Source organism: Lonsdalea quercina subsp. quercina (assembly GCF_000688695.1).
GTDB classification, from domain to species: domain Bacteria; phylum Pseudomonadota; class Gammaproteobacteria; order Enterobacterales; family Enterobacteriaceae; genus Lonsdalea; species Lonsdalea quercina_D.
The window spans coordinates 1-17,121 of the sequence record NZ_JIBQ01000012.1; the positions used below are offsets into that span (position 1 = coordinate 1).

The window sequence follows — 17,121 nt, forward strand, 5'->3', positions numbered from 1 at the left end:
TGCTGACATAAGTAACGATAATGCGGGTGAANNACCCGCACGCCGGAAGACCAAGGGTTCCTGTCCAACGTTAATCGGGGCAGGGTGAGTCGACCCCTAAGGCGAGGCCGAAAGGCGTAGTCGATGGGAAACAGGTTAATATTCCTGTACTTGGTGTTACTGCGAAGGGGGGACGGAGAAGGCTAGGTTATCCGGGCGACGGTTGTCCCGGTTTAAGCGTGTAGGTGGATGTTTTTGGTAAATCCGGAACATCGTTAACACTGAGGCGTGATGACGAGTCACTACGGTGATGAAGTGACCGATGCCAAGCTTCCAGGAAAAGCCTCTAAGCTCCAGGTAACACGAAATCGTACCCCAAACCGACACAGGTGGTCAGGTAGAGAATACCAAGGCGCTTGAGAGAACTCGGGTGAAGGAACTAGGCAAAATGGTGCCGTAACTTCGGGAGAAGGCACGCTGGCGTTGGTGAAGGGACTTGCTCCCGGAGCTGATACCAGTCGCAGATACCAGCTGGCTGCAACTGTTTAATAAAAACACAGCACTGTGCAAACACGAAAGTGGACGTATACGGTGTGACGCCTGCCCGGTGCCGGAAGGTTAATTGATGGGGTCAGCCGCAAGGCGAAGCTCTTGATCGAAGCCCCGGTAAACGGCGGCCGTAACTATAACGGTCCTAAGGTAGCGAAATTCCTTGTCGGGTAAGTTCCGACCTGCACGAATGGCGTAATGATGGCCAGGCTGTCTCCACCCGAGACTCAGTGAAATTGAACTCGCTGTGAAGATGCAGTGTACCCGCGGCAAGACGGAAAGACCCCGTGAACCTTTACTATAGCTTGACACTGAACCTTGAGCCTTGATGTGTAGGATAGGTGGGAGGCTTTGAAGTGTGGACGCCAGTCTGCATGGAGCCAACCTTGAAATACCACCCTTTAATGTTTGATGTTCTAACGTGGGCCCCTAATCGGGGTTGCGGACAGTGTCTGGTGGGTAGTTTGACTGGGGCGGTCTCCTCCCAAAGAGTAACGGAGGAGCACGAAGGTTAGCTAATCCTGGTCGGACATCAGGAGGTTAGTGCAAAGGCATAAGCTAGCTTGACTGCGAGAGTGACGGCTCGAGCAGGTGCGAAAGCAGGTCTTAGTGATCCGGTGGTTCTGAATGGAAGGGCCATCGCTCAACGGATAAAAGGTACTCCGGGGATAACAGGCTGATACCGCCCAAGAGTTCATATCGACGGCGGTGTTTGGCACCTCGATGTCGGCTCATCACATCCTGGGGCTGAAGTAGGTCCCAAGGGTACGGCTGTTCGCCGTTTAAAGTGGTACGCGAGCTGGGTTTAGAACGTCGTGAGACAGTTCGGTCCCTATCTGCCGTGGGCGTTGGAAGATTGAGGGGGGTTGCTCCTAGTACGAGAGGACCGGAGTGAACGCACCACTGGTGTTCGGGTTGTGATGCCAATCGCATTGCCCGGTAGCTAAGTGCGGAAGAGATAACCGCTGAAAGCATCTAAGCGGGAAACTTGCCCCGAGATGAGTCTTCCCTGGGACTTCGAGTCCCCTGAAGGGCCGTTGAAGACGACGACGTAGATAGGCTGGGTGTGTAAGCGTAGCGATACGTTGAGCTAACCAGTACTAATGACCCGAGAGGCTTAACCTTACAACACCGAAGGTGTTTTTAGAGAGACGATTCAGCTTGTTCAAAGATTGGTTCTGGTGGTTACACGGAGAGAGTGTGTAACGGCTGGAATGAAACAGAATTTGCCTGGCGGCGATAGCGCGGTGGTCCCACCTGACCCCATGCCGAACTCAGCAGTGAAACGCCGTAGCGCCGATGGTAGTGTGGGGTCTCCCCATGTGAGAGTAGGGAACTGCCAGGCATCAAATCCGTAGAAACCCTCAGCGAAAGCTGGGGGTTTTTGCATTGGGGCGAAAAAAAGCGCACACACCCGCGGCCCGACGCCACGCCGTCACCCCCGCCCGCCTCGTTAGAAGCCACTAGTCGGCCATGTTGGCATGTCCCCCCCGCCCCCTCGCAACAGCCGTCGCGATACGTATCGTCCTGCCTATCCTCTTTCCCTGACACGTACTCGACCTCATCCTAATCGGCAATCCAGCATTGCCCTGAACGATGCTGCATTCACTCCCGGCTCACTCATTATCGGATGTCCTTGGGGAGGTGACATGAAGCACTTCGCGGAGAGCCAACCAGAAAGAAGGTTGCCATACTTCAAGGCGGGTCATGCTATCGGTTCCAAGCCAAACTCAGCCTCGGCACTTATCATGAAATGGACCGGGAAGACATAAGGCATCGTGCGAAGAGCCCTAGATAAAGGCGTTATACGGGGCGACAACATGCTGGCTGATCTCATGACATCGATCCAAACTATGTTGCAGCTGCACAGCGCCCAGTCTGACGTGCTCAATAGCAAAGCGGCTTGCACGTCAAAAGACGAGTGACCATAAGCAGGGGATAAAGGTAGGCGGTTTTGAGAGTAGATGGTGCTATCTGCATTGCTGGAATATCGATGAACCGAGGCTCATTCATCGAATGAGCCTCGGTAAGCGGTTAGTGCAGAATCTGCGCCAGGAAAGACTGAGTACGTTCCGATCGCGGATTCGAGAAGAAGATCTCCGGCGGCGCCTGTTCGACGATCTCACCCTGATCCATAAAGATCACCCGGTTAGCGACCGTGCGAGCGAATCCCATTTCATGGGTCACGCACAGCATGGTCATACCGTCTTCGGCCAAGCTAAGCATGGTATCCAGCACCTCTTTGACCATTTCAGGATCTAACGCCGAAGTAGGCTCATCAAACAGCATGATCTTGGGTCTCATACACAGCGAACGCGCGATAGCGACACGCTGTTGCTGGCCTCCGGAAAGCTGCCCCGGGTACTTATGCGCATGGGCCGAGATGCGAACGCGCTCCAGATAATGCATCGCCAGCGCATCGGCCTCTTTTTTCGGCATGCGATGTACCCAGCTAGGCGCCAGCGTACAGTTTTGCAAAACGGTGAGATGCGGGAAAAGATTGAAGTGTTGAAACACCATGCCGACTTCCGTTCTGATTTTCTCCACGTTGCGGCTATCGCTGTTCAACTCGATGCCATCGACGACAATTCGTCCTTTCTGATGTTCTTCCAGATGGTTGATACAGCGGATCGTCGTTGATTTTCCCGAACCTGACGGGCCACACAGGACAATACGCTCACCTTGTTTCACCTGAAGGTTGATATCTTTAAGTACGTGAAAATGGCCGTACCACTTATTCACGTTTTCCAGCGTAATCATATAGTCAGCGGATTGTGTTAACGCATTCTGATTCATGGATGACCTCAATGAGACTTATGTCCGGTATCAAACCGTTTTTCCAAATGTTGGCTATAGCGCGACATGCTGAAACAGAAGATCCAATAGATCAGCGCGGCGAAGACGTAGCCTTCGGTAGACATGCCTAGCCAGGCGGGATCGACCGTAGCCTGCTGGATACTGCTGAACAGATCGAATAGCCCGATGATGATCACCAGACTGGTATCTTTGAACAGCGAGATAATGGTATTGACCAGACCGGGGATAACCATTTTTAGCGCCTGAGGCAGGATGACCAGAAACTGCATACGCCAGTATCCCAATGCCAGCGACTGTGCTGCTTCATACTGTCCTTTCGGCAACGCTTGAAGGCCGCCTCGTACCACTTCCGCCACATAGGCGGATTGGAACAGAATGACTCCCACCAAGGCGCGCAACAGTTTGTCTATGTTGGTCCCTTCCGTCAGGAACAGCGGCAGCATCACAGAGGACATAAACAGCACGGTGATCAACGGTACGCCACGCCAGAATTCAATAAATCCAATGCATAGCATACGGACGATAGGCATTTCCGAGCGTCGGCCCAGAGCCAGCAAGATCCCGAGCGGTAAAGCGCCCGCAATCCCCACGGCGGCGATAATGATGGTGAGTGTGAGTCCGCCCCACTGGCGTGTTTCTACGTGAGGCATCCCGCCAAATCCGCCGGACAGCAACCCCCAGGCGATGAGTGGGTAGACAATGCACCATCCGGCGATATAACGGCCGCGATGCGGCATCTGCTTCCAGAACATGGGGAAAATGCTCAACAGCGCCAGCACCAGCGCGAAGTTGATTCGCCAAATCTCTTCGGTGGGATAGAGGCCATACATAAAGTGGCCAAAGCGAGCGTGAATAAATACCCAGCAGGCCCCTTCGCGGGNACAGTCATTGCGGGTTGCGCCCAACCAGTTGGCGTCGAAGACCGCCCAGTTCAGAAGTGGTGGCACTCCTTTCCACATTAGCCATAGACAGAGAATGGTCAACAGGCTGTTGGGGATGCTGGAAAACAAATTACGTCGAGCCCATGCGATGGCGCTGCTAACAGGCGTCGGGCGATTTGGTGTATGTAAAATCATGTTCACCCTGCTCCTCTAGCGCTCAATTAAGGCGATTTTGCGGTTATAGATATTCATCAGCAGCGAGATGAGCAGGCTGATAATCAGGTAGACCGACATTGTCATGGCAATCGTCTCAATCGCCTGACCGGTCTGATTCAGGACCGTACCGGCAAACAGCGACACCATATCCGGGTAGCCAATCGCCGCAGCGAGGGAAGAGTTCTTCACAATATTGAGGTACTGGCTGGTCAGCGGTGGAATGATGACGCGCATTGCCTGAGGCAGGATAACTTTGCGCAGTGTGATCGCTTTTGGCAGGCCAAGCGATAACGCCGCTTCATGCTGGCCGTGCGATACCGATTGAATACCCGAACGGATGATTTCGGCGATGAAGGATGAGGTATAGACCGAAAGCGCCAACGCCAGCGCGGCAAGTTCCGGGATCATGACCATGCCGCCGTTGAAGTTAAACCCTCTTAATTCCGGGAATTCCCAGTTCAATGCTTGACCGAAGAAGACATGCGCCAGACCCATCAGTAACGCAAGGAGCAGCAATGGCCACGGCCAGTTTCGGCGATAGATGCCAGTCTCACGGTGATAGCGTTGATTCCTGCGAACGATAAGAACGGTTGCGATTGCGGTAATAACCACGGCGAGTAGGGCCGGAAGGGCGCCGGGGCCGAAATCTGCTGCCGGGATATACAATCCGCGGTTACTCAAATACACGGCATCCAGCGCGCTGACCGCCTGGCGAGGCCCCGGTAGATTGCGCAGTACGGCGAAGTACCAGAAGAAGATCTGCAGCAGAGGCGGAATATTGCGGAACGTTTCGATATAGAAGGTGGATAGCTTACGGAGCAGCCAGTTGACAGACAGCCGGGCCAGACCGACCATAAATCCCAATAATGAGGCGCAGACAATACAGATGGCTGACACCAACAGCGTATTCAGCAAGCCGACAATGAAGACGCGGGCGTAAGTATCGCCCTGCTGGTAGTCGATGAGATGCTGGACAATACCAAACCCAGCGGAGTTATCCAGAAAAGCAAAGCCGGAAGTAATGCCACGCTGTGCCAGATTGGTGATGGTGTTGTGCAACAGATAGGCTGCGAAAGTCAGTACAGCGACGACAGCGACGATTTGGTACAGCCAGGCGCGCACCGCAGGATTAGTCAGTGATAAATCACCTTTTACGGTTGGGCGTTGCAGCATGATGAAGCCTCGGTAGCGGTCAAACGGGAGCACGGCGGTCAGGCCGTGCCCGATTTACTTGGGGGATTAACGAACGGCGGGCGCGTATTGGATACCGCCTTTGGTCCACAATTCGTTCAGTCCACGTTTGATTTTCAACTCGCTGCCCATACCGACGTTGCGTTCAAAGACTTCGCCGTAATTACCGACCTGTTTAATGATTTTATAGGCCCAGTCGGCGGGTAATTTGAGATCTTTCCCGTAATTGCCTTCTTTCCCAAGCAGGTGAGCCATATCCGGCGTTGTCGGTTTAGCCTGCATCTGGTCAACGTTCTGAGAGGTGATGCCCATCTCTTCCGCGTTCAACATGGCGAACAGGCTCCAGCGCACGATGGAAAACCACTCTTCGTCCCCACGGCGAACAACAGGTCCCAGCGGCTCCTTGGAGATGACTTCAGGCAGCACGACGTATTCGTTGGGATTGGCCAATTTGATGCGCAGTGCATACAACTGAGACTGGTCGGAAGACAGCGTGTCGCAGCGTCCGGACTCCAGTGCTTTGGCGCTCTCATCGGAGCGGTCAAAGGTCACCGGCGTGTACTTCATGCCATGCGTTTTGAAATAGTCTGCGACGTTCAGTTCGGTATCGGTCCCCGCCTGAATACAAACCGTCGCGCCGTCCAGCTCCGTCGCGCTTTTCAGCCCGGCTTTGTTATGGGTCAGGAAACCGATGCCGTCATAATAGGTGACGCCGGTGAACAGCATGCCCATGCCCGCGTCACGCGAAGAGGTCCATGTCGTGTTGCGCGACAGCAGGTCCACTTCGCCTGACTGCAGCGCCGTAAAACGTTCTTTGGCGGTCAGCGGGGTAAATTTCACCTTGTTGGCATCGCCGAAAACGGCAGCCGCGACGCCCCTGCAAACATCTACATCAATACCGGCATATTTGCCGCTGGCATCGGCATAGGAAAAGCCTGGCAAGCCATCGCTGATACCGCATTGGACAAAGCCTTTTTTCTGTATGGCATCCAGCGTGGCGCCAGCATGGGCCTGTTGCATCGCCGTCAAAAGAGACGCTCCTGCGACCAGCGTAGACATAATTAATTTTTTCATCATCTTATGTGCCTAATGAGTTATGTGCTGTGGTAATGGACGCAGCGTTGCATCCGTCCTGTCTGCCGGCGTCGTCATTTGGACATTGGGCCGTGACGTGATTAAGCAAAACTAATGCCAATCCGTGACAGGTGCTCTCGGGCTGATGGCGGGAAGTTTTGTGAGGGAGGACACAAAATTTGCAATGTATTGCACCAACATAATCACGGTGCTGAAAATATTGCCTGCTTTTGGTGCGAAATGACCTGATTGGCGGATTTAGCAGAACGCCACGATCTTAACCAGTGCATCACCAAGGTATTTGTTGTCTTTTTTAGTGCAACTTGTTACTGAATTGCTGGATTGAGCGGAGGGGGTAGGGCTGAAGGACGAGACTCTGGCGGGCGGGTGGAAGACATTAACATCAATAAAAAAAATGAGTTATTCGGCCCTCCGCATCGCGAAAGGCCGGGCAACCAGTTAACGGACGTTATGCCGTTGATAGAAGCTCTCGAGGCGCGTCTGCGCTTTACTGAGAATGGTACAGAACAGAAGGTAAATAATAGCCGCTTCGACGTAGAGAATGAGCGGTTCGTAGGTGACGGAGACGATGCGCTGAGCGGCAAGAAACATTTCCGGCACGGTGATGACGGCCGCCAACGAGGTGTCTTTGATCAAAGAGATAAAGGTATTCGATAGCGGGGGGAGGGACACAAATACCGATTGGGGAAAGATGACCCATCGAATAGCCTGAGTTCCCTTCATGCCCAGCGAGTAGGCGGCGTTCCACTGCCCCTGAGGTACGGACAGTATGGCTCCACGTACGATCTCGGAGCTATAAGCCCCTACATTAAGGGTAAAACCGATCAGCGCGGCTGGAAACGCATCCAAAGTGATGCCGGCGCTGGGTAGCCCGTAAAAAATCAAAAACAGCTGCACCAGCAGCGGCGTGCCGCGAATGACCCAGACGTAGAAATCGGCAATCCATTTCAGCGGACGAGGCCCGTAAAGCCGGATCAAGGCGACGACGATCCCGAGCGCCAGCCCGAGAATGAAGGAGATAATGGCGAGGGGAACGGTGAACTTCAGTCCAGCAGAAAGCAGACTCCAAAAGGAGTCTGCCATAAGTTGTAGCCAGGGTGGCATCTAAAACTCCGATATCTTTGCGGTTACTGGGAAACATCTTCCCCGAAGTATCGCACAGAAATCGTTTTATACGTGCCATCCGCTTTCATCTGGTCCAGCGCGTGGTTAATTGCCTCGACCAGCGGGGTTTGTCCTTTACGCACCAGAATGGCGGACGGATCGCCGCTTTCAGCGGTGGCGGCGACTTTGACTTTCGCATCCGGCTTCTGTTTTTTGAAGTCGAGGAATGACAGATTGTCGTTCAGCGTCGCGTCGGCGCGGCCGCTCATTACCAGGTCCAGCGATTGGTTAAATCCGTCGGTAGGGACGATGTCTGCGCCGTACCGTGTCGCCAGCTTCGAATAATTACTGGTCAGACTTTGTGCGGACTTATGACCTTTGAGATCTTCAAACGTCTTGATCGTGGTGTTGTCGTTGCGGACAACCAGCACAGACTTCGCATCAATATAGGGTTTGGAGAAATCGAATTTCACCTGACGTTCAGGCGTAATACCGACCTGATTAACGACGGCGTCATAGCGGCCTGCGCTCAGTCCGGCGATCAATCCGTCCCAACGTCCTTCGACGAACTCGGCTTTAACGCCGATTTTCTCGGCCACTGCACGGCCTATTTCCACGTCAAAACCGACCAATTTTCCCGATTTATCGTGGTAGGTATAGGGAGCATAGGTCCCTTCCGTACCGAATTTCATGACCCCCGCAGCCTTAATGGTGCTGAGATCGTCCTGCGCCTGTACCAGAGCACTGGTGACAAGTAATGCGCCAGTCAGTAATGCAACGCTGATTTTTTTCATCGTGGTTCCTACAAAGACGGGGGAGATAACAACCGGCATGTTTATGAGGCCGAGCGGCGAGAATCTACGTGATATCACCACGCATTGCTAATCACATAAGGTGATGGTATATAGCAACAAAGCATAAATATAGTGGTCCGTGGCGGTTTTTTCCACAATGGGAGAGACGTTGGCGTTGGCGGGAGGATAAATGAAAGAAAAAGGGACGGATAACCCGTCCCTTCGATCTTGGCGTGATGGCGATAAGCTGCCCGTTAACCCCAGACAGCATCAGCGATCTCTTTGACCAACGCGATTTTCGCCCACTGCTGCGTTTCGGTGATCTCATTGCCTTCTTCCGTTGAGGCAAAACCGCACTGAGTGCTGAGGCACAGGCGTTCCAGCGGTATGAATTGAGTGGCTTCCTTGATGCGGTCAATGACCGCCTGTTTGTCTTCCAGTTCGCCGAACTTGGAAGAAATCAGCCCCAGAATCACCTGCTTATCGCCAGACACCTGAGCCAGCGGAGAGAAGTCGCCGGCGCGTTCGGTATCGAACTCGAGATAGTAGGCGGAAACATTTTCACGGGCGAACAGCACGCTCGCTACTGGCTGGTAACCACCGCTGGCGGCCCAAGACGAGGCATAGTTGCCGCGGCACACGTGCGTCGTCAGCACCAAATCTTCCGGTGCGCCTTCCACGCTCGCGTTGTTGACCTTCAGATACAGCTCGGCCAGCGTGTGTACTTTGCTGCCTTCAACCGGTTCTGGGTGATGCCCGCAGCCGCAGCTTGTGGAGTTCGGCGTATCGGCGCCGCCGCCGCCCGCAAATTTCGGGTCGACCAGCATGCCCCAGGTGCAGTCATCCAGCTGTAGGTTACGGCATCCCGCCGCATACAGCTCTTTAATAAAGGTACGGTAGGCCTTGGCAATGTCCTGAACCAGCGCATCTTCAGTCGGGTAAAACTCCAGCGTCTTGGCTTTGTTATCGGGACGCTGCAGCTCGGCCAGGAACTGCGCCGCAGAAGGCACGGTCAGTCGCGGTGTAATGCCTGGCTCTGCGAATTGAAGCAGAAATTTGAAATGTTCGATGAACGGATGGTTCTCGCCGGAGATCTTACCAGAAAGGCGCGCAGTTTCCGGACGGGTTTCCTTATCGGCAAACGCGTAGCCCTTGGCGATGATGGTTTTTTCCACGCCTTTCAGGCCCCACATGAAATCGAGGTGCCACCAGCTACGACGGAATTCGCCGTCGGTAATCACCTGCAAACCGGCTGTTTTTTGTTTATCGACCAGCTCGGTGATGGCTTTGTCTTCAACGGCTCGCAGCTCGTCGGCGGAAAGGTTACCCTGGGAAAATTTGGCTCTGGCATCATGCAGATACTGAGGTCGAAGATAGCTTCCTACTACGTCGGCACGAAATGGGGGGCGTTGCGTTTGAATGGTTGTCATGAATATAAATCCCTTCTTAATTATTTTAGTGGACAGAGATTATCATGGAACTAATCCCCCTATGAGATGAAATTCCCTCAACATAATTGAGGGAATTTCACGTTGGGCGGCGTACGGAACTGAGCGACATATTCATCGACTAGACTGTTGGTATGAACGTTGAACAGTGCGGAAGGACGAAAATGACGCGAAGATGTGCTGATGTGTTAAGAATTCGATAAGCAGGGTAAAACTAGTTAAGAAAGCACGATTTAAGACATTTCGTTATTCAAGACTGCCGTAGTGTGGACGATAGTGCTGTGTAATCTGCCTACTAAAGGCAGGACCATTCGAGGAAGTCAGTTATGAAAAAAATTACGTTGGCCATGGTAATGACGGTATTTACCGCAAGTAGCCTGCTCTCAACCGTCTCTTTTGCGGCGGGTCCGGATCATCAGGACGGTAAGCAATGGCAGCAGGGACCGGGAAGCCAGCAGCACGGCGGTCATGATGGCAATCGTGGCGGTCACGCGAACCGCGGCGGACATGGCGAACCGGGTCGGCAGCAGGCACACGTACAGCGCGGCGGCGACCGCGACCACTTTGTCTCCAATGGTCACGATTTCAGAAGGGGCAAACCGGCTCCAACTCGCTATCGCGGCAATGATTATCGTGTCAACGACTGGCGTGCTCGCGGCTTAAGACAGCCGCCGTCAGGCCAGCATTGGGCTTACATCGACGGCAACTACGTGCTGATCGCCGCCGCAACGGGCGTCATCACCTCGATTATTCTCAACAGCGCCCTGCAGCATTAATGTTGACGCGTGCCGGAGCGAGTCTCCGGCACCTCTTATCCGGTTTTTTTCTCCCGCGCTTATCAGCGCAACTCGTGAGGTCGAAAACGTCGGCGTCGATAATTAGTCGAACCAGTCTGCAAGTTTATCGCGGGTCTGCTGTTTGACCTCTTCGTTGATGTACAGGCTGACGGTGCCCAGAGCCCCGGCAAGAACGCCCAGATCGTCCGTGAATCCCACCACCGGCAGCGCATCCGGAATGGCATCGACGGGCAGAACGAAGTAAGCCAAAGCGGCGTAGATGGTGGTTTTGGCCCATACCGGCGTATCAGGCCGTTGTGCGGCGTAATAGAGCCATAGCGCTTTCTCAATAACCTCGCTCCCGGCCTTTTTGGCGTAGCCGACTATCTTTGCCCAAAAGCGCGTCTCGTTGAAATCGTCTGCCTGAGTGAACTTATTTACCATCGGTTTTCGCTCCTGGTCAGTGGCTCTGTTCATCGCGTGTTGCTGTCTTTTATCGTCGTCCTATCGGCCGACGTTTGGCGTGACGCGGAAGACTTCATTATGGCAAAGAGCAGGGCGATTTGGCGGGAAAAGGGCACAAAAAAGGCGCTGATGATGACTCATCAACGCCTTGTGAAAATACGGATGCCGAACGTTATCAGTTCATGCCGTATTTTTTCAGTTTCTTACGCAAAGTGCCGCGGTTGATACCCATCATCAGTGCTGCACGGGTCTGGTTGCCGCGAGTATATTGCATCACCATGTCCAACAGTGGTTGCTCTACTTCAGCCAGTACCAGCTCATACAAGTCATTCACATCCTGACCGTTCAGTTGAGCAAAATAGTTCTTCAGTGCCTGTTTAACCGAGTCGCGCAGGGGTTTTTGGGTTACCTGAGCCTGAGAGTTTACGGTGGAAACGGTCAGTACGTCAGAATTCACGCGTTGTTCGAACATAGTTCTGTCAGCTCTTTTTCTGTTTACGCAAGATTTTCAAAATATGCCTCCAACGCCTCCAGCTGTTCGCTGGCATCCTCAATGGCGTTGAATGTGCGCCTAAACTGGTCGTCCGGGGCATGTTCCTGGAGATACCAGGAAACGTGCTTACGAGCGATACGGAATCCCTTGCCTGGACCATAAAAGTCATGCAATTCCCGTATATGCCCGATCAGCAAGCGCTTAACCTCTGCCAATGGCATCGGTGGCAGCAGCTCCCCTGTGTCCAGATAATGCTGGATTTCCCGAAAGATCCAGGGTCTTCCCTGAGCGGCCCGTCCTATCATCAGGGCATCGGCCCCGGTGTAATCGAGAACCGCTCTGGCTTTATGCGGGTCAGTAATGTCGCCATTCGCAATGATGGGAATGCCGACGGCCTGCTTAACTGTCCGAATGCTGTCGTACTCGGCCTCGCCATTGAACAAGCACGTACGTGTTCGTCCATGGATGGTGAGGGCCTGGATACCACAATCTTCAGCCAATCTGGCAATTTGTACACAGTTGCGGTGCTCTGGAGACCAGCCCGTACGAATTTTCAGTGTCACCGGTACGTCTACCGCTTCCACTACCGCCGTCAGAATCTGTTTCACCAGATCAGGATGCTGCAGCAATGCAGACCCCGCCATCTTGCGGTTCACTTTCTTGGCTGGACATCCCATATTGATGTCGATGATCTGCGCGCCGAACTCAGCATTGATGCTGGCGGCGGCGGCCATCTCCCCTGGATCGCTGCCGGCAATCTGCACGGCCCTGATACCAGGTTCATCGCTATGCACCATGCGCAAGCGGGACTTGTCCGAACGCCACACTTCCGGATTGGAAGAGAGCATTTCGGACACCGTCATTCCAGCGCCCATCATGTGACAGAGTGCTCTGAATGGGCGATCGCTAATACCGGCCATCGGGGCGGCTATCAAACGATTGGGAAGCTGAAATTGTCCAATGTGCATAGACAAAGAGTGACCATACTGTGTCTGCAAGGGCGCGTATATTACGCATTTTTCACGCGATAGGAAAGGCCAAACTTTGAGCAATTACGCGTAACAGATCAATAAAATGGCGTTTCATCAAAATAAATTCTAATTTTAACTATACATATCATGTGGTTATGTGGATTACCTCTCTGTGGACCATGCAGTCGACAAGGGCTTATTTGAAGTGAAAAGACCGTGAAGATGCGGCCTCAGGGAGCGATTCATGGGGCAATGAAGGCAATTGGTAGTGAAAAATGCATCATATTCCGCGTAAAGAGGAGCAATCTATCGGTCTGGCGACGGCAATAGCGTGCTCCTGATTTCTGTCATTGCCGTGGCGGCAGGTTCCTATTCTTGGTCGGTTTCGTCTATCGCCGCGTCAATTTCCCGGCTGATATGTTCGATGTCAGCGGGGGAAAATTCGATGTGCGGCTGCACCCCGGTATCGTGCAGAATTTTTTGGGCAATGAGACGCGTGACCGGCAGGATGATAGAAAAGTGGTCGCCGCGCGGCACGCTATAGGCATGAAAGGGCACGCCCGCGTTTTGCGCATCCTGCTCCATCTGGGGCAATGAATATTCCCAGTAATTATCGCTGCCTTCAAAATAGTAAGTCGGCGATTTGAGGTGCGTAATAAAAGTGCGAGGCGAGCGCAGGTAAAACTCACGCGGGTTTTGGGTGTTGAAGGATGGGCCGACGGCGGCGGGGCCGCGGCTCAATCTCAAGGCTAAATCAGGCACGCCCCCAAGTGAAAACGCTGCGCGGAAACCATGTTGATACTCGTTTCCCAAAAGCGTCATCGTCCCACCCGTGCTGTGGCCGACGAGATATATGCGGTTGGGATCAACGTAAGGAAGTTTAGCCAGATAGTCTCTCGCGGCATGTAAATCGTTAATCTCGCCGTAAAACATCTCGAACTTGCCGGGATTGTCATTTTCCCCGCGCCAGCTTGGCATCATCGTAACGATGCCGGCCTCTGGGAATGCGCGACCGCTTTGATCGTTGTCGGCGTCCTGAGGTTCCCAAAGGAAGCTTCCTATGCCGCCATAACCCCCGTGGGCCCACACCACAGCCGGATGCCGCTTGCCGTCTTTGGGGTCGGGCGTCAGATAGGCGACCAGTTCGCCCACGGGCGACGGATAATGTACGGTCTTAAACAGTTTCACTGGCGGCGTCTCAGCCTCGCCGTCGCGTTCCAGCGTATCGTTGACGAGCTCGGTCTGAAAACCGGCTCGTGCCTGCGAGAGATCGATATCGCTCAATGGATAGTGCGCGCTAACGGCGAATGTCCCGGCGGCGAAAAGCCCCGCCGCCAGTAGAATGGGTTTCAAGTTGCTATGAATCACTGCAATATTCCTTTTGTCGTCAAATAGCCTGACTACCGCTGCGTCTGCGGCGTGTGGTTAAAGCGTTGGGGTGAGGGGAGTGATAAAGAAGCGGAACGCCCGGAATGGCGCCCCGCCAAGGATCCAGGCGCGTTTACAGCGCCTTTCTGATACCGGTAATTCGGCACCACTCTTCTTTTTCCGCCACAGGATCGAGTTCGAACTTATCCTGATAGGCTTCTGATACGTTGGCGGCCTGTGTCGCCAGCACGCCGGAGAGGCCCAGATGACCACCCGCTTTAGGTAATTCGCCGATCAGCGGAGCCAGTTCCCGCAGAGGGCCTGCCAGAATGTTGGCGACGACGACGTCGGCGGAGAGCGCTTCCGGCTGATCTTGCGGCAGGTACAGNTCCAGACGCTCAGACACGCCGTTGCGTTGAGCGTTATCGCGGCTGGCCTGAATGGCCTGTGGGTCGATATCGATACCGATGGCGCGGGCGGCGCCCAGCTTCAGCGCCGCGATGGCCAGAATGCCTGAGCCACAGCCAAAGTCGATGACGGTCTTACCTTGCAGGTCGAGACCGTCCAGCCACTGCAGGCACAGCGCGGTGGTAGGATGTGTGCCTGTGCCAAAGGCCAGCCCGGGGTCCAGCATTACGTTGACCGCCTCCGGATCGGGAATATCGCGCCAGCTCGGACAAATCCATAAGCGCTTGCCGAACTGCATCGGATGGAAGTTATCCATCCATTCACGTTCCCAGTCTTTATCTTCCAGCTGCTCGATTTTGTGTTTGAAACCTGCGCCCAGCAGCGGTTCCTGTTCCAGGATCGCGACGACGGCCTTCATGTCGGTCTCGGCGTCGTACAGGCCGATCACGTCGGTATCGCCCCAGAGGCGCGTTTCGCCCGGCAGCGGCTCGAACACCGGCGTGTCATGGGTGTCCTGAAAGGTGACGGACACCGCGCCGCTTTCGACCAGCGCGTCTCCCAGGGGTTCGGCATGTGCGCCAGAAGTATTAATTTTGAGTTGAATCCACGGCATAACGGCCTCTTACTTAACGTCGGATGAAGTAACGGCGGCGGGCGCAGGGTGCCCGAACCGGTTACCAATAATAAATGCCAGCAGGCTTAATGTCAGTGCGGGGACGATCGGATGAAATCCGCCCCATTGGATCTTGAAGCTGGCCAGCAGGGTATAACAGAGCGCACCCCCTATCATGGCGCACAGCGCGCCCGTCGCGTTGGCGCGTTCCCAGTACAGTCCCAGCACCAGCGGCCACAGGAAGACAGCCTCCAGTCCGCCGAACGCCAGCAGATTGAGCCAGATGATCATTTCAGGCGGTCGCCAAGAGGCCAGTAGCACCAACAGTCCCAGCACCAGCGTGGTCAGGCTGGACAGGTGTTTGATGTATCTTTCGTTGCTGGCCCGCTGGGGGTGGACGCTGAGATACAAATCTTTGACGATGGTGGCCGATGCCTGCAGCAAATGTGCGTTGATGTTGGACATAATCGCCGCCATCGGCGCCGCCAGAAAAATGCCGGCGGCCAGCGGAGGCAGAACGGCGATCATCAGTTCAGGCAAGACCTGGTCGGGGATGGTCAGGTTGGGCAGAATCGCTCTCCCCAGCGCTCCGGCCAGATGCATGCCGAGCATCAGAACGGTGATGACGATGGTGCCGATGATGATGCCACGGTGCAGCGCTTTACTGTCCCGATAGGAGATACAGCGCACCGCCGTGTTCGGCAGGCCGATAACGCCAAAGCATACCAGCAGCCAGAACGAGGTCATGAACGGTCCGGATAGCACATCGTCGGGACCGTGCGGAGAGACCAGCGCCGGGTCGATATGACGCAGTTTTTCCACGGCGACGGGTAGGCCGCCCGCGGCATAAATTACGCCAACTACCAGCAGCAACGTCCCCACCAGCATCACGATGCCTTGCATGGCGTCATTGAGCACGCTGGCCCGGAAGCCGCCAAAAGCGGTGTACAGCGCGATGGTGACACCGAAGATCACCAGCCCGGTGTCATAAGGAATGCCGACCGCGGTTTCGAGGAGACGGGCCCCGCCGATAAACTGTACGGCCATGGCGCCGATGAAGGCGACCAGAAGACTGAGGCTGGCGAACCAGACCAGCAGCCGGCTGCCGTAGCGGGCGTACAACATATCGTTGAGCGTGATTGCGTTATAGCGCCGAGCCAGAATCGCGAACTTTTTTCCCAGAATGCTGAGTGAGAGCAGCATGGTTGGCACCTGGATCATCGCCAGCAGTACCCAGCCAAGTCCATATTTATAAGCGGCGCCGGGACCGCCGATGAAAGAGCTGGCGCTCACGTAGGTTCCAATCAATGTCATAGCCAGCACGAAGCCGCCCATCGATCGGTTGCCGAGAAAATATTCACGCAGGAAATTGCCTTGCTGGCGGCGGGTATAGGCGTAAACGGACAGCCCGAAGACTAGCAGCAGGTAGGCGATCAGCGGAATGACGATTTGGCTATGCATCCTCATCCTCCAGCGAAATATCGCGGAACAGATGGCGGACCATCAGCCAGCATAGAATGATGAAGGCCAGCGGCAGCAGCAGGCACGACATTTCGAACCAGTGTGGCAGTCCGGTGATGCCGGATTCGTTACTCGGCAGATACGCGGCGGCAATCCACAGCAGTAGGTAACCCAGCGTCAGGCCGAGCGCCCAGCGCGCTTCCCGGTGTGCCTGAAGAAAACGTTTATCCATCTTGTTATAAAACCCAATTGGTATTCATCAGTAGGCGTGTGCAAAACAGGGGATTTTACGGTATGTGAGCGCGTTGCCTAGCAGGAATTCACGTTCACGTGCGGCTGGCTGGAGATAAACCGGTGCGTTTCTGAATGCGGGAATAGCGCAAGAAAGTCAGTAATTGACTGAATAATGGTTATTTTTATTTTATCGCGGGGGCGAAAAGACAAGGCCGGTCGACTGCCTGAAAGCGGTCGACCGGCCTTTATCTCGTCTGC

At 54.4% G+C, this 17,121-nt stretch carries 14 protein-coding genes, 2 rRNA genes and 2 pseudogenes; 3 read left to right on the forward strand and 15 right to left on the reverse strand.

Annotation, left to right across the window (positions count from 1 at the left end; translation table 11 throughout):
• Both SB13_RS12330 and rrf read left to right on the forward strand, forming a co-directional pair.
• Window positions 1-1,653 (forward strand): 23S ribosomal RNA (locus SB13_RS12330); the annotation flags it as partial.
• Between the two features lie 104 nt (window positions 1,654-1,757).
• A 5S ribosomal RNA gene (gene rrf, locus SB13_RS12335) occupies window positions 1,758-1,873 on the forward strand.
• 689 nt (window positions 1,874-2,562) lie between these two features.
• On the opposite strand, the gene SB13_RS12340 is transcribed toward rrf, so the two are convergent.
• The 8 genes and pseudogenes from SB13_RS12340 to SB13_RS12370 all read right to left on the reverse strand — a co-directional run bounded on the left by SB13_RS12340 (window position 2,563) and on the right by SB13_RS12370 (window position 10,056).
• A complete protein-coding gene (locus SB13_RS12340; protein ID WP_026740640.1) occupies window positions 2,563-3,324 on the reverse strand; it encodes an amino acid ABC transporter ATP-binding protein in 762 nt (253 codons plus the stop codon).
• A gap of 8 nt (window positions 3,325-3,332) precedes the next feature.
• Entirely contained in the window at window positions 3,333-4,421 is a 1,089-nt protein-coding gene (locus tag SB13_RS12345; RefSeq protein WP_036151730.1) for an amino acid ABC transporter permease, read from the reverse strand.
• A 15-nt stretch (window positions 4,422-4,436) separates the two neighbouring features.
• Window positions 4,437-4,991: pseudogene (locus SB13_RS18180) on the reverse strand (ABC transporter permease subunit); the annotation flags it as partial.
• A 71-nt stretch (window positions 4,992-5,062) separates the two neighbouring features.
• Window positions 5,063-5,615 (reverse strand): annotated as a pseudogene (locus SB13_RS18185) (ABC transporter permease subunit); the annotation flags it as partial.
• Window positions 5,616-5,681: 66 nt separating this feature from the next.
• A complete protein-coding gene (locus SB13_RS12355; protein WP_026740643.1) occupies window positions 5,682-6,707 on the reverse strand; it encodes an amino acid ABC transporter substrate-binding protein in 1,026 nt (341 codons plus the stop codon).
• A 459-nt stretch (window positions 6,708-7,166) separates the two neighbouring features.
• Window positions 7,167-7,832: an amino acid ABC transporter permease gene (locus SB13_RS12360; protein WP_026740644.1), complete on the reverse strand. Its 666-nt coding sequence runs from the start codon at window positions 7,830-7,832 to the stop codon at window positions 7,167-7,169.
• A 23-nt stretch (window positions 7,833-7,855) separates the two neighbouring features.
• On the reverse strand, window positions 7,856-8,626 hold the full coding sequence (locus SB13_RS12365; protein WP_026740645.1) for an amino acid ABC transporter substrate-binding protein: 771 nt from the start codon (window positions 8,624-8,626) through the stop codon (window positions 7,856-7,858).
• Between the two features lie 254 nt (window positions 8,627-8,880).
• Window positions 8,881-10,056, reverse strand: coding sequence for a uroporphyrinogen decarboxylase/cobalamine-independent methonine synthase family protein (locus tag SB13_RS12370; protein ID WP_026740646.1), 1,176 nt, complete (start codon window positions 10,054-10,056; stop codon window positions 8,881-8,883).
• 344 nt (window positions 10,057-10,400) lie between these two features.
• Between SB13_RS12370 and SB13_RS12375 the strand changes: the two genes are divergently transcribed.
• Window positions 10,401-10,850: an RcnB family protein gene (locus SB13_RS12375; protein WP_026740647.1), complete on the forward strand. Its 450-nt coding sequence runs from the start codon at window positions 10,401-10,403 to the stop codon at window positions 10,848-10,850.
• A 102-nt stretch (window positions 10,851-10,952) separates the two neighbouring features.
• On the opposite strand, the gene SB13_RS12380 is transcribed toward SB13_RS12375, so the two are convergent.
• The 7 genes from SB13_RS12380 to SB13_RS12410 all read right to left on the reverse strand — a co-directional run bounded on the left by SB13_RS12380 (window position 10,953) and on the right by SB13_RS12410 (window position 16,861).
• Window positions 10,953-11,294, reverse strand: coding sequence for a YkvA family protein (locus tag SB13_RS12380; RefSeq protein WP_026740648.1), 342 nt, complete (start codon window positions 11,292-11,294; stop codon window positions 10,953-10,955).
• Window positions 11,295-11,490: 196 nt separating this feature from the next.
• On the reverse strand, window positions 11,491-11,787 hold the full coding sequence (fis, locus tag SB13_RS12385; RefSeq protein ID WP_012883002.1) for a DNA-binding transcriptional regulator Fis: 297 nt from the start codon (window positions 11,785-11,787) through the stop codon (window positions 11,491-11,493).
• Between the two features lie 23 nt (window positions 11,788-11,810).
• Window positions 11,811-12,776, reverse strand: coding sequence for a tRNA dihydrouridine synthase DusB (gene dusB / locus SB13_RS12390; RefSeq protein ID WP_036150395.1), 966 nt, complete (start codon window positions 12,774-12,776; stop codon window positions 11,811-11,813).
• Between the two features lie 372 nt (window positions 12,777-13,148).
• Window positions 13,149-14,147, reverse strand: coding sequence for an alpha/beta hydrolase family protein (locus SB13_RS12395; RefSeq protein ID WP_235202411.1), 999 nt, complete (start codon window positions 14,145-14,147; stop codon window positions 13,149-13,151).
• 133 nt (window positions 14,148-14,280) lie between these two features.
• Window positions 14,281-15,168 (reverse strand): 50S ribosomal protein L11 methyltransferase, encoded by an 888-nt coding sequence (gene prmA / locus SB13_RS12400; RefSeq protein WP_026740651.1) that lies wholly within the window; start codon window positions 15,166-15,168, stop codon window positions 14,281-14,283.
• Window positions 15,169-15,177: 9 nt separating this feature from the next.
• Window positions 15,178-16,629, reverse strand: coding sequence for a sodium/pantothenate symporter (panF, locus tag SB13_RS12405; protein WP_026740652.1), 1,452 nt, complete (start codon window positions 16,627-16,629; stop codon window positions 15,178-15,180).
• Window positions 16,622-16,861, reverse strand: coding sequence for a YhdT family protein (locus SB13_RS12410; protein ID WP_026740653.1), 240 nt, complete (start codon window positions 16,859-16,861; stop codon window positions 16,622-16,624). Before SB13_RS12410 ends, panF begins: the two co-directional genes overlap by 8 nt.
• Between the last annotated feature and the right edge of the window lie 260 nt (window positions 16,862-17,121).